Below are 13,454 nucleotides of genomic sequence, written 5' to 3'. Positions count from 1 at the left end.
GCGGAAGACGCAGCGTTTGCAGGTTATAGCTGCACAAAACGCCCTCTATTCAATTCGAGATTAGCGCCATGTCTTCGCCTGACCTCAATCTGCTTGTCACCCTCGATGCACTGCTCTGCGAAGGCAGCGTGGCCCGGGCCGCCCGGCGGCTGCGGCTCAGCCCGTCGGCCATGAGCCGGGCACTGGCGCGGTTGCGAGAAACCACTGGCGATCCGCTGTTGGTACGGGCCGGGCGAGGGCTGGTGCCGACACCCCGGGCGCTGGAGTTGCGTGAACAGGTCAGCCTCTTGGTCCAGCAGGCCCAGGCGGCGCTGCGCCCAGTGACGATCCCGGACCTTGGGCGCTTGAACCGGACTTTCACGCTGCGCACCCGTGAGGGCTTCGTGGAAAACTTCGCCATCGACCTGATCGCCCGCATTCACGAACAAGCGCCCAGCGTGCGGCTGCGTTTCGTGGAAAAGACCGACCGAGACAGCACGGCGCTTCGCGAAGGCACCGTGGACCTGGAAACGGCCGTAGTGGACAAGGACACCAGTCCGGAACTGCGGACCCAGGCGCTGTTCAGCGACCGCTTGATCGGGGTGACGCGTGCCGGACACCCGCTGAGCCAGGCGGCGGTGAGCGCTGCCGGTTATGCTGCGAGCGGGCATATCGGGGTTTCGATGCGCGGCTTGGATCACGGTCTCATCGACCAGGCCCTGGCAGCGTTGGGCCTGTCCCGGGAAATCGTCACCAGCGTGCCAGGTTTTTCCTCGGCGCTGGGGCTGGCCCGGTCCAGCGACTTGATCGCCAGCGTGCCTGAGCGCTACACCACCAGCCTACGCGTTGGCCTGCACAGTTTTGCGCTGCCATTTCCGGTGCCGGGGTTCACGATTGCCATGCTCTGGCATCCACGGATGGACGCCGACCCCGTGCATCGCTGGCTTCGAGGCTGTTTGCGGGAAGTGTGCGCAAGTAAACCCTAACGCGTTAGTAGATATTCATTAATAGCATTTCGCTGGCACTTAGTTGGCAAAAGTGCGACGTACTCCGCAAATGAGTAGTTATTGGTATTTAATATTTAAATATAGTTTTGTCCGACAATCCGCAGTTTCGGCAGTTGCACGCGGACACTAGCGAGGCCGAAGTCTATTGTTTAGGGGCGTTAAGGGGCAGGGCGTGAAATCGAACGAAAAAAATTGCTAGACGTTTGATTTCCAATTGTGTCAGGTTTCTTACGTCCTCATTGGGCGAGTGAATAGGACGATCTCGCCAGAGATCGTCTGTCTGACTAAAACTGTTCCATTTGCAAACAAGGAAGTGTGTTTATGTCGAAAGTCAAAAACAGCGCTATCGATTCTGCCGAACAACTGCTCTGGGCGCCGCAACTGGCCGCTCCCAGTAATGCGTTCAACCAGATCAATAGTTTCAGTCATCAATACGACCGTGGCGGTAACCTGACCGTCAACGGCAAACCGTCGTACTCCGTCGACGAGGCGGCCACCCAGTTGCTGCGCGACGGCGCGGCTTACCAGGACCGGGACGGCAGCGGCAAGATCGAGCTGACCTACACCTTCCTGACGTCAGCCTCGTCCAGCACCATGAACAAGCATGGGATCAGTGGCTTCAGCCAGTTCAGCTCCCAGCAGAAGGGCCAGGCCGCCCTGGCCATGCAATCCTGGGCGGACGTGGCCAATGTCACCTTCACCGAAAAGGCCAGCGGTGGCGACGGTCACATGACCTTCGGTAACTACAGCGGCGGCCAGGATGGCGCCGCGGCGTTCGCTTATCTGCCGGGGACTGGCGCCGGTTATGACGGGACATCCTGGTACCTGATCAACAGCAGCTACACCCAGAACAAGAACCCGGACCTGAACAACTACGGCCGCCAGACCCTGACCCACGAAATCGGTCACACCCTCGGCCTCGCCCATCCGGGTGACTACAATGCCGGCGAAGGCAGCCCGACCTACGATGACGCCACCTATGGCCAGGACACCCGTGGCTACAGCCTCATGAGCTACTGGAGCGAAAGCAATACCGACCAGAACTTCAGCAAGGGCGGCGTCGAAGCCTACGCCTCGGGTCCGCTGATGGATGACATCGCGGCTATCCAGAAACTCTACGGTGCCAACACCACGACCCGTACCGGCGATTCGACCTACGGTTTCAATTCAAACACCGGTCGCGATTTCCTTAGCGCCTCATCATCTTCGGACAAAGTCGTGTTTTCAGTATGGGATGCGGGCGGCCGTGACACCCTGGATTTCTCTGGCTTTACCCAAAATCAGAAAATCAATCTCAATGACGCCTCGTTCTCCGATGTTGGCGGCATGGTCGGCAACGTGTCCATCGCCCAGGGGGCAACCATCGAGAACGCGATCGGTGGCTCGGGCAGTGACTTGTTGATCGGCAACGCGGTGGCCAACGACCTCAAGGGCGGTGCCGGCAACGATATCCTTTGGGGCGCCGGTGGTGCGGACAAGCTCTGGGGCGGCTCGGGTTCGGACACCTTCGTGTTCGCTGCCAGTTCCGATTCGCGGCCGGGGGCAACCGACCAGATCCTCGATTTCGTCAGTGGCCTGGACAAGATCGACCTGACCGGTATCACCAAGGGCGCGGGCCTGCATTTCGTCAGCGCCTTCACCGGTGCGGCGGGGGATGCGGTGCTGTCGACATCGGGTGGCAACAGCCTATTGTCGGTGGACTTCTCCGGGCACGGCGTGGCTGACTTCCTGGTCAGCACCGTTGGCCAGGCGGCGGCCTCGGATATCGTGGCGTAATGCCGACCCTCCTGTAGGAGCTGCCGAAGGCTGCGATCTTTTTGCTTGGGACTCAAGTGGTAAGGGAAAGATCGCAGCCTCGCTTCGCTCGGCAGCTCCTACGGGGACTCTGGTCAGGATCAAGGATATGCATCGAGAATTCATGCCCAGTAGCGTTCAGGCAACCGTCGGGTTGCTCGCTACGCTGATGATGTTTTGTGGAGAAGTCGCCATGGCGCGCAGCCTGTTGTTAGCAGAACCCTCGCAGTTGGCCGGTCAGTGGCAGGCGATTCTGTCGAGCCCGCAAGACACCACGCAAAGCCAGGCAATACAGGACAAACCGTCCAACACCTGCTTGGTCGAACTCAAGGCAGACCAGACCCTCGGTGGGCAAACCGATTGCCTGGGCCAATGGTTGGGGGATGAGCCGGTTCGTTGGTTCACCGAACCCGACGGTCTTTCCTTGATCGGCCAGCAAGACTCCAGGACTCACCTGGGGCTGCGGGGGGAACATCATTACTTAGTCACCTTGAAGTCCGGTTTGATACTTAGGCTTGAACGGAATAAGTCCCAGAATGCCCATTAACGAGTTTGCATAATTGCGGCAATTATCGAAGCACGCTTGTTCGAACAGGTGTGCATGTCGGTGTGCACCGTATCAACAATCAAAAATTGGTAAGTTGAACTAACGGCCGGTTCGCTGGCGAAGCCAACAGCAGGGAAGATCATGAACAGGGCAAGGAGCGCTGCCGCAGTGCCGCTGGTTAAAGCGCTGGGCGATTATAAGAATATCCTGATCAGTGTCGGTTGTTTTACCGCGCTGATTAACGTGCTGATGCTCGCGCCTTCGATTTATATGCTGCAAGTGTATGACCGCGGCCTGTCATCACAGAACGAAACCACCTTGGTGATGTTGTCGCTGATGGTGGTGGGCTTCTTCGTGTTCATCGGGCTGCTGGAAATGGTCCGCAGCTTCGTGGTTATCCGCATCGGCAGCCAGTTGGAACGGCGCTTCAACCTCCAGGTGTACCGGGCCGCGTTCGAGCGCAATCTGCGCCAGGGTGAAGGTAATGCTGGGCAATCCCTGGGCGACCTCACGCACATTCGCCAATTCCTCACTGGGCCGGCGCTGTTCGCTTTCTTCGATGCGCCGTGGTTTCCCGTGTATCTGCTGGTGATCTATCTGTTCAACGTGTGGCTCGGCGTGTTTGCTTCCGTCGGCACGCTGTTGTTGATCGGCTTGGCGTGCCTGAACGAGGCCATGACCAAAAAAGCCTTGGGGCAGGCCAGCGTCTACTCGCAACAGTCCAGCCAATTGGCCACCAGCCATTTGCACAACGCCGAGACGATCCAGGCCATGGGTATGCTCGGCGCGCTGCGCAGCCGCTGGTTTGCCGTGCATTCGCGCTTTCTCGGCCTGCAAAACCAGGCCAGCGACACCGGTGCGGTGATCAGTTCGCTGAGCAAGACCCTGCGCCTGTGCCTGCAATCCTTGGTGCTGGGCCTGGGCGCGCTGCTGGTGATCAAGGGGGACATGACCGCCGGGATGATGATTGCCGGCTCGATCCTGATGGGGCGGGTGTTGAGCCCCATCGACCAATTGATTGCCGTGTGGAAGCAGTGGAGCGGCGCCAAGCTGGCTTATCGCCGTCTCGATGCGCTGTTGCAGGCGTTTGCGCCCCAGGATGACGGCATGACGCTGCCAGCGCCCAAGGGCCAGGTGAGCTTCGAACAAGTGAGCGCAGGACCGCCAGGACAACGCAACGCGACGTTGCAGCAGGTCAGCTTCAGCCTGGCCGCCGGGGAGGTGCTCGGTGTGCTGGGGGCGTCCGGTTCCGGCAAGTCGACCCTGGCTCGGGTCTTGGTCGGCGTGTGGCCGACGTTCACGGGGACGGTACGCCTCGACGGGGCTGACATTCATCGCTGGAATCGCGAGCAACTCGGCCCGCACATCGGCTATCTGCCCCAGGACATCGAGCTGTTCAGCGGCAGCATCGCCGAGAACATCGCCCGGTTTCGCCAGGCCGATCCGCAGAAAGTCGTCGCTGCCGCGCAACAGGCCGGGGTCCATGAACTGATCCTGCGCCTGCCCCAGGGCTACGACACGGTGCTGGGGGAGGACGGCGGTGGTTTGTCCGGCGGGCAGAAGCAACGGGTCGCCCTGGCCCGGGCGATGTACGACCGGCCGAGCCTGGTGGTGCTCGACGAGCCCAATTCCAACCTCGACACAGTTGGCGAGGCCGCGCTCGCCGGTGCCATTGCGCAGATGAAGGCCCAAGGCATCAGCGTCGTGCTGGTTACCCATCGCTCCTCGGCTCTGGCCCAGGCCGACAAGTTGCTGGTGCTCGATGACGGCCGGCTACAAGCCTTCGGCCCGAGCCAGCAAGTGCTGCGGGCACTGTCCGGCCAGCCGGAGCCACAACGCAATCCACAAACCGGTGCCCCCCAGGCGCCCAACGGACTGAGCATGAGTCGCCAGTACCCAGCCGCCAGCAAACCGAGCGGCGCATGAGCAAGGATCGCGAGATGAATCTCGAACATTCCCAGGACGTCGAACGCCCGGAGCGCGATGCTCGTTTCTTCACCCGCATGGGCTGGGCACTGGCGCTCGTGGGCGCGGGCAGTTTTTTCACCTGGGCCAGCCTGGCGCCGTTGGACCAAGGGATTCCTGTACAAGGCACCGTGGTGGTTTCAGGCAAGCGCAAGGCCGTGCAATCGATGAGCAGCGGAGTGGTCAGCCGGATCCTGGTGCGCGAAGGCGAGGCGGTGAAGCAAGGGCAGCCGTTGTTCCGCCTGGACCAGACCCAGGCCGCCGCCGACGTGCAATCGCTGCAGGCGCAGTACCGGATGACCTGGGCCAGCCTGGCGCGCTGGCAAAGCGAGCGGGACAACCTGTTGCAGGTGAGTTTCCCGACCGAACTGAGCCGCGATCCCGATCCACGCCTGGCCCTGGTGCTCGAAGGCCAGCGGCAACTATTCAGCAGTCGCCGTGAAGCGTTCGCCCGGGAACAGGCGGCGTTGCGCGCCAGCATCGAGGGCGCCACGGCGCAACTGGCGGGCATGCGCCGGGCCCGCAGCGACCTGACTGCCCAGGCCGAATCCCTGCGCCTGCAACTGGGCAACCTGCAACCCTTGGCCGACAACGGCTACATCCCGCGCAACCGCCTGCTGGACTATCAGCGCCAGTTGTCGCAAGTGCAGCAGGAACTGGCGCAGAACAGCGGCGAAAGCGGGCGGGTGGAGCAGGGGATCGTCGAGTCGCGGCTGAAGCTGCAGCAGCACAACGAGGAATACCAGAAAGAAGTGCGCAGCCAGTTGGCTGACGCCCAACTCAAGAGCGAAACCCTGCAACAGCAACTGAAGTCCGCCGGGTTCGAGTTGCAACACAGCGAAATCCTCGCCACCGCCAATGGCATCGCCGTGAACCTGGGGGTGCACACCGAAGGCGCGGTGGTGCGCCAGGGCGACACTTTGTTGGAAATCGTGCCCCAGGGCACGCGGCTGGAGGTGGAAGGGCACCTGCCGGTGCACCTGATCGACAAGGTCGGCCCGCATTTACCGGTGGACATCCTGTTTACCGCCTTCAACCAGAACCGCACGCCGCGAGTGCCGGGGGAAGTCAGCCTGATTTCCGCAGACCAGATGCTCGATGAAAAAACCGGCGCGCCGTATTACGTGCTGCGCAGCAGCGTCAGCGCCGTGGCCATGGACAAGCTCAACGGCCTGGTAATCAAGCCCGGCATGCCGGCTGAGATGTTCGTGCGCACCGGCGAGCGCTCGTTGCTCAACTACCTGTTCAAACCGCTGCTCGACCGAGCCGGCTCTGCGTTGACCGAAGAATAAGGATGTCCGGCGGTATGAAGCGTTTTTATTGGATGGCCTTGCTTGCCTTTTCCGTGGGCAACAGCGCCTGGGCCATGGGGCCGTTCGAGTTCTATGAGCAGGCCTTGCGCAATGACCCGGTCTACCTGGGTGCGATCAAGGAGCGCGATGCGGGCCTGGAGAACCGCGCCATTGGCCGTGCCGGGCTGTTGCCGCACTTGGGCTACAGCTACAACAAGGGCCGCAACCAATCCAAGGTCACGTACCTCAATGACCGTGGTGCCAGTCAGCACGACGATCGCAACTACAGCAGCTACGGCTCCAGCCTGACGCTGCAACAACCCTTGCTGGATTATGAGGCGTACGCCGCCTACCGAAAGGGCGTGGCCCAGGCGCTGTTCGCCGATGAAAGCTTTCGGGAAAAGAGCCAGGCGCTGTTGGTGCGGGTACTGAGCCAGTACACCCAGGCCTTGTTCGCCCAGGACCAGATCGACATCGCCCAGGCCAAGAAAAAGGCGTTCGAGCACCAGTTCCAGCAGAACGAACAGCTGTTTCGCCAGGGCGAAGGCACCCGCACCGACATCCTTGAGGCGCAGGCGCGCTATGAACTGGCAATCGCCGAGGAAATCGAGGCCCGGGATGAGCAGGATGCCGCCTTGCGTGAGCTCGGCTCGTTGATTGGCGTCCCGGCCTTGGACATCGGCGACCTGGCGCCCTTGCACGACACCTTCCAGGTCTTTGCCTTGCAACCGGCCAGTTTCGACACCTGGCATGAGCTGGCGGTGAGCAATAACCCCAGCCTGGCGTCCCAGCGCCAGGCGGTGGACGTCGCGCGCTTCGAGGTGGAACGCAACCGTGCCGGGCACCTGCCCAAGGTCAATGCCTACGCGACGATGCGCCAGAACGAATCGGAAAGCGGCAACACCTACAACCAGCGCTACGACACCAACACCATCGGCCTGGAAGTCAGCGTGCCGCTGTATGCCGGCGGCGGGGTCTCGGCGTCGACCCGCCAGGCCAGCCGCAACATGGAACACGCTGAATACGAGCTGGAGGCCAAGACCCGCGAGACGCTGATCGAGCTGCGCCGGCAGTTCAGCGCTTGCGTGTCGGGGGTGAACAAACTGCGGGCGTACCAGAAGGCCCTGAGTTCCGCCGAAGCGCTGGTGGTCTCGACCCGGCAAAGCATTCTTGGCGGCGAGCGGGTCAACCTCGACGCGCTCAACGCCGAGCAGCAGCTCTACACCACCCGCCGCGACCTGGCCCAGGCCCGCTACGACTACCTCATGGCCTGGACCAAGCTGCATTACTACGCCGGCACCCTCGGTGCGCAGGATTTGGCGAAGGTGGATGAGGCGTTTGTGTCCCGGTCGGGCGCTCAATGACAGCGAGAATGCCTTTGTGGCGAGGGAGCTTGCTCCCGCTCGAGTGCGAAGCGCTCGCAGGCATTTTGGGGCTGCTGCGCAACCCAGCGGGAGCAAGCTCCCTCGCCACAGAAGCTGGGTAGGCCACAAAAGCTGGGTAAGCCACAGAAGCTGGGCAAGCCACAAAGCCATGGCAAGCCACAAAGCCAGGAACACCACAGGATTTTTGCAACAACTAAGGATGGTTCGTGATGAAAATCGAAAACAAACAACAACCCAGACCGACAGGTCGCGTGTTCCTGCTCAAGACCCTCAACCGCGCCATGCTCTGCGCCCTGGCGACCTTGGGCACGGCCCAGGCGGCGCCTTATGTCGAGGACGGCAGGGCGGGTGACCCAGGCAGTTGGCGCAGCAGCGAATTCAACGCCGAATGGGGGCTGGGTGCGATCAACGCGCAGCAGGCCTACGCCGCCGGGTACACCGGCAAGGGCGTCAAGCTGGGGATCTTCGACCAGCCGGTCTACGCGGCGCACCCGGAGTTTTCCGGCACTGGCAAAGTCGTGACCTTGGTCACCAGCGGCATCCGCGAATACACCGACCCCTACATCCCGGTGAAGGCCGGCGATCCGTTCCGCTACGATGGCTCACCCACTGTTGGCTCGGACGGCAAGCTGGGTTCCCATGGCACCCACGTCGGTGGGATCGCCGCTGGCAGCCGCGATGGCAGCCCGATGCACGGCGTGGCGTTCGATGCGCAGATCATCAGCGCCGACAATGGCGACCCGGGGCCAGAGGACGGCATTATCCGTGGCAACGATGGCGCGGTGTACAAGGCGGGGTGGGACGCGTTGATCGCCAGCGGCGCACGGATCATCAACAACAGTTGGGGCATCGGCATCACTGACCGCTTCGACCAGGGCGGTCGCGATCCGGCGTTCCCGCACTTCACCGTGCAAGATGCACAACTGCAATTCGATCAGATCCAGCCGTTGCTGGGCACCAAGCCCGGCGGTGCCTACGAAGGGGCGATTGCCGCGGCTCGCAGTGGGATCGTGACGATTTTTGCCGCCGGCAACGACTACAACCTCAATAACCCCGATGCCATCGCGGGCCTGGCGTATTTCGTCCCGGAGATCGCGGCGAACTGGCTCACCGTGGCGGCGCTGCAAGTCAACCCGGACACCGCCAGCCCCGACCCGTACACCATCAGTACGTTCTCGTCGCGCTGCGGCTACACCGCCAGTTTCTGCGTGTCGGCGCCGGGCACCCGGGTCTATAGCGCCGTGATCGGCGGCACCGGTGCCGACGACCTGACCGTGGGCTACGCCAACAAGAGCGGCACCTCCATGGCCGCGCCCCATGTCGCCGGCAGCGTGGCGGTGTTGATGGAGCGTTTTCCCTACATGACCGGCGCCCAGGTCGCCAGCGTGTTGCGCACCACCGCCACCGACATGGGCGCGCCGGGCGTCGATGCGTTGTATGGCTGGGGCATGATCAACCTGGGCAAGGCCATCGATGGTCCATCGATGCTGGTGACCGAACAGGACATTCCCGAGGAATTTCGCATCGATGGCGCCTACGGCTCCGGTCAGTTCGTGGCGGACCTGCCGGGCATCGGCGCGATCATCGATGCCGGCAAGTCCACGGAGCGGGTGTGCAGCGGCATCCAATGCGGCCTGGACGTCTGGCGCAACGACATCGCTGGTCACGGCGGGCTGACCAAGGAAGGCATCGGCACCCTGGTGCTCACCGGCGAGAACACCTACAGCGGGCCGACCCTGGTCAATCAAGGACGACTGGCGATCAATGGTTCGCTGGCATCGGCCGTGACGGTCAACGACGGCGGCATCCTCGGCGGCAACGGCCGCATCGCCAGCCTGACCGCCAGCCGCGGCGGCAGCGTGGCGCCGGGTAACTCCATCGGCACCTTGCAAGTGGCTGGCGACGTGACGTTCCAGCCCGGTTCGAACTACGCGGTGGAAGTCTCGCCCAGTTCCAGCGACCTGATCGTAGCCGGCGGCACGGCCTCCATTGACGGGGCGACGGTGTCGCTGTCCCTGGAAAACAGCCCGACGCTGCTCACCGCCGGAGAAGTGAAAAGCCTGCTGGGTAGACAGTTCAACATCCTGCAAGCTGCCGGTGGCATTGATGGGCGTTTTGCCGAAGTGCTGCCCAACTACGCGTTCCTGGGGGGCGACCTGGCGTACAGCGCCAGCGGCATTCAACTGGCTGTCGAGCGTAACGACGCGTCATTTGCCAGCCTCGGCCTGACGCCCAACCAGCGCTCCGTGGCCACTGCCGCCGAGCAACTCGGCGCGGGCAACGGGCTGTACGAGGCCTTGCTGCTGGCCCCCAGCGCCGCCGTGGCACAACAGGCATTCCAGCAGTTGTCCGGCGAAATCCACCCGGCCATCGGCACGCTGTTGATCAACGACAGCCGCCATTTGCGTGACGCCGTGGGTGACCGCCTGCGCCAGGACGTGCTCTATGACGCCGGTACGCCGACCGATGCCAGCAGCAATGCCTGGTTCAAGGTGCTGGGCGCTTGGGGCAAGAACGACGGTGGAAATGATCACGCCAGTACGACCAGCTCCATCGGCGGATTGCTGGCCGGTGTCGACGGCCTGATCAGCGAGCAGACGCGACTGGGTTTCGTCACCGGCTACAGCGACAGTTCGTTGAGCATGGGCGACGGCACCCATTCCTCGGCCAAGGCCGACAGCTATCACCTGGGTGTCTATCTGGGGCATGAGATCGACGCGCTGCGCCTGACCGTCGGCGGCGCCCACAGCTGGCACCGCATCGACGTCAAGCGCGACCTGCAATGGGGCGACGTCAGTGGCCGGGAGAAAGCCAAGCGTGATGCGCGGACCACCCAACTCTTCACTGAAGCGGCGTACCGCCTCGATGTGCAACCGGTGGCCCTGGAACCGTTCGCCAACCTGGCCTATGTGCACCTGGACAGCGACAGCTTCCACGAGAAAGGCGACAACGCGGCCCTGCACGGTGGCGATGATCGTCGCGATGCCGTGCTCTCGACCCTGGGCGTGCGGGCCAGCCACACCCTGGCGCTGTCGGATCAACAGCAACTGCAACTGTCCGGTTCCCTCGGTTGGCAGCACAACCTGAGCAGCACCTCGTCCGAACAGGATTTGGCCTTCGCCGGCAGCAGCAACACCTTCGCGGTGCAGAGCGTGTCCATGGACCGCAACGCCGCGGTGATCGGCGCCCGTGCCGGGCTCGCGGTCGCCAAGGATGTGCGGGTCAACCTGGACTACAACGGCCTGCTCGGCGCCCGGGATAAAACCCATGGCGTGGGCTTGACCCTGGATTGGCAGTTCTGACCAAGAGAAGGCGTTGAACAGGCACTTCTGCAGAAGGAGGGGCTGAACAGGTCCCTCGCCACAATGATCCTCCATCAGATGGTTTTAGCATTCCAACAACAAAAAGAGAGCAACCACCATGGGTATCTACGACTACAAGAACCTCGGTACCACCGAATCCAAGGCACTGGTCAGCGACGCAATGGCGATCATGCTGTATTCCTACCACAACCTCGACCACGGCTTTGCCGCCGGGTACCAGCACAACGGCTTCGGTGCCGGCCTGCCGGCGACCCTGGTCACCGCGCTGTTGGGGGGCACGGATTCCCAAGGAGTGATTCCCGGCATACCGTGGAATCCCGATTCGGAAAAACTCGCCCTGGAAGCCGTTCAGAAAGCCGGTTGGACACCCATCAGCGCCGCGCAACTGGGTTACGCCGGCAAGGTGGATGCTCGCGGGACGTTCTTTGGCGAAAAGGCCGGCTACACCACCGCGCAGGTCGAGATCCTTGGCAAGTACGACGCAACGGGGCAGTTGCAGGAAATCGGCGTGTCGTTTCGTGGCACCAGCGGCCCTCGGGAAAACCTGATTGGCGATTCCATTGGCGACGTGATCAACGACCTGCTGGCCGCGCTGGGCCCCAAGGACTACGCAAAAAACTACGCTGGCGAAGCCTTTGGCAGCCTGCTGGCGGACGTTGCGAAGTTTGCCCAGGCCCATGGCCTGACGGGCGCGGACGTGCTGGTCAGCGGCCACAGCCTGGGTGGGCTGGCAGTCAACAGCCTGGCGGACTTGAGCGCTAACCAATGGTCGGGCTTCTACGCCGATGCGAACTACATCGCCTACGCCTCGCCGACCCAGAGCAGTACCGATAAGGTCTTGAACATCGGCTACGAGAACGATCCGGTGTTCCGCGCTCTGGATGGCTCGACGTTCAACCTTGCGTCGGTGGGTGTGCACGATGGGCAACAGGAATCCGCCACCAACAACATCGTCAGTTTCAATGATCACTACGCGTCGGCGGCTTGGAACGTGTTGCCGTTTTCCATCCTCAACATTCCCACCTGGATTTCCCACCTGCCCAGCGGCTACAGCGATGGCATGGGGCGGATCATGGGCTCGGCGTTCTACGACCTCACCGAAAAAGACTCCACCGTCATTGTCGCCAACCTTTCCGACCCCGCGCGGGCCAATACCTGGGTCCAGGACCTCAACCGCAACGCTGAAACCCACACCGGCAGCACGTTCATTATCGGCAGTGACAGCCATGACCTGATCCAGGGCGGCCAGGGCAACGACTACCTGGAAGGTCGCGCCGGCAACGACACCTTTCGTGATGGCGGTGGCTACAACGTGATCGAGGGCGGGCAGGGCAGCAACAGTCTGCAACTGCAGCAGTCGGTGAAGGATTTCAGTTTCGCCCATGACGGCGCCGGGACGCTGTACCTGCGCGATGCCCATGGCGCGATCAGCGTCACTCGCGACGTCGGCACCTTGGTCAGTAAAGAGTCCGGATTGTTCTGGGGGCTGCTCAAGGATGAGGTGAGCCACAGCGTCACCGCCAACGGCTTGGTGGCGGGCGCCAACCTGACGGCGTATGCCTCATCGATAAAGGGCGGTGCGGCCAACGACACCCTGGTGGCGGGTGCTAAGGGTGACTGGCTGTTCGGCCAGGACGGCAACGACGTGCTGCTGGGCGGTGCGGGCCACGACACTTTCGTCGGCGGCGCGGGCAATGACCAGATGCAATCGGGTGGTGGTAGTGACACCTTCCTGTTCAACGGCTCGTTCGGCCATGACCGGATCACGGGGTATGAGGCGGGGGACAAACTGGTGTTTCTCGGTGTACCGGGCGCCGGGACAGGTCATGCCTACAGCGAGTACCTGTCACAAGTGGGCAATGACACGCTGCTCAAGGTCGGCGACAGTTCCGTGACCTTGGTGGGGGTTGGTCTCGATCAGGTTGGCGGCGACGGGATCGTGTTCGCCTGATACCGCTATCGCGAGCAGGCTCGCTCCCACAGTGGGGGGCGGGGTAAATGCAGAATTCGTGTTCACCACCAGACCTGTGGGAGCGGGCTTGCTCGCGAAAGCGGTGGGTCAGCTTGCATTGATGTCGGATGTACAGGCCCCTTCGCGAGCAAGCCCGCTCCCACAGTGGATTATGGGTGTATGCAGGATTTGTGTTCACCACCAGCTCGTC

8 protein-coding genes are annotated in these 13,454 nt (G+C 62.5%); all 8 read left to right on the top strand.

Going from position 1 to position 13,454, the window contains the following annotated elements; translation table 11 throughout:
- The first annotated feature begins 68 nt into the window (after positions 1 to 68).
- The 8 genes from J3361_RS10875 to J3361_RS10840 all read left to right on the top strand — a co-directional run bounded on the left by J3361_RS10875 (position 69) and on the right by J3361_RS10840 (position 13,243).
- Entirely contained in the window at positions 69 to 965 is an 897-nt protein-coding gene (locus J3361_RS10875) for a LysR family transcriptional regulator (RefSeq protein ID WP_207964508.1), read from the top strand.
- Between the two features lie 342 nt (positions 966 to 1,307).
- Positions 1,308 to 2,762: a serralysin family metalloprotease gene (locus tag J3361_RS10870; protein WP_207964506.1), complete on the top strand. Its 1,455-nt coding sequence runs from the start codon at positions 1,308 to 1,310 to the stop codon at positions 2,760 to 2,762.
- Between the two features lie 142 nt (positions 2,763 to 2,904).
- Complete coding sequence (locus tag J3361_RS10865) at positions 2,905 to 3,327, top strand: AprI/Inh family metalloprotease inhibitor (RefSeq protein WP_207964504.1); 423 nt, start codon at positions 2,905 to 2,907, stop codon at positions 3,325 to 3,327.
- A gap of 141 nt (positions 3,328 to 3,468) precedes the next feature.
- Positions 3,469 to 5,253 (top strand): type I secretion system permease/ATPase, encoded by a 1,785-nt coding sequence (locus J3361_RS10860; RefSeq protein WP_207964502.1) that lies wholly within the window; start codon positions 3,469 to 3,471, stop codon positions 5,251 to 5,253.
- Complete coding sequence (locus J3361_RS10855; RefSeq protein WP_207964500.1) at positions 5,250 to 6,584, top strand: HlyD family type I secretion periplasmic adaptor subunit; 1,335 nt, start codon at positions 5,250 to 5,252, stop codon at positions 6,582 to 6,584. The genes J3361_RS10860 and J3361_RS10855 overlap by 4 nt, the downstream gene beginning before the upstream one ends.
- 14 nt (positions 6,585 to 6,598) lie before the next feature.
- Positions 6,599 to 7,948: a TolC family outer membrane protein gene (locus tag J3361_RS10850; RefSeq protein WP_207964498.1), complete on the top strand. Its 1,350-nt coding sequence runs from the start codon at positions 6,599 to 6,601 to the stop codon at positions 7,946 to 7,948.
- Positions 7,949 to 8,250: 302 nt separating this feature from the next.
- Positions 8,251 to 11,271, top strand: coding sequence for an autotransporter serine protease (locus tag J3361_RS10845; protein ID WP_243458836.1), 3,021 nt, complete (start codon positions 8,251 to 8,253; stop codon positions 11,269 to 11,271).
- Positions 11,272 to 11,389: 118 nt separating this feature from the next.
- Positions 11,390 to 13,243 (top strand): polyurethanase, encoded by a 1,854-nt coding sequence (locus tag J3361_RS10840; RefSeq protein ID WP_207964494.1) that lies wholly within the window; start codon positions 11,390 to 11,392, stop codon positions 13,241 to 13,243.
- Positions 13,244 to 13,454: the final 211 nt, after the last annotated feature.

Source organism: Pseudomonas sp. OA65 (assembly GCF_017498305.1).
GTDB classification, from domain to species: domain Bacteria; phylum Pseudomonadota; class Gammaproteobacteria; order Pseudomonadales; family Pseudomonadaceae; genus Aquipseudomonas; species Aquipseudomonas zanjanensis.
This window is presented reverse-complemented; position numbering and strand designations above follow the sequence as displayed.

What these genes read in the sequence shown, in the direction of transcription:
- J3361_RS10875 (WP_207964508.1), top strand. Translation starts at nt 69, where the DNA reads ATGTCTTCGCCTGACCTCAATCTGCTTGTCACCCTCGATGCACTGCTC.
- J3361_RS10870 (WP_207964506.1), top strand. Translation starts at nt 1,308, where the DNA reads ATGTCGAAAGTCAAAAACAGCGCTATCGATTCTGCCGAACAACTGCTC.
- J3361_RS10865 (WP_207964504.1), top strand. Translation starts at nt 2,905, where the DNA reads ATGCCCAGTAGCGTTCAGGCAACCGTCGGGTTGCTCGCTACGCTGATG.
- J3361_RS10860 (WP_207964502.1), top strand. Translation starts at nt 3,469, where the DNA reads ATGAACAGGGCAAGGAGCGCTGCCGCAGTGCCGCTGGTTAAAGCGCTG.
- J3361_RS10855 (WP_207964500.1), top strand. Translation starts at nt 5,250, where the DNA reads ATGAGCAAGGATCGCGAGATGAATCTCGAACATTCCCAGGACGTCGAA.
- J3361_RS10850 (WP_207964498.1), top strand. Translation starts at nt 6,599, where the DNA reads ATGAAGCGTTTTTATTGGATGGCCTTGCTTGCCTTTTCCGTGGGCAAC.
- J3361_RS10845 (WP_243458836.1), top strand. Translation starts at nt 8,251, where the DNA reads ATGCTCTGCGCCCTGGCGACCTTGGGCACGGCCCAGGCGGCGCCTTAT.
- J3361_RS10840 (WP_207964494.1), top strand. Translation starts at nt 11,390, where the DNA reads ATGGGTATCTACGACTACAAGAACCTCGGTACCACCGAATCCAAGGCA.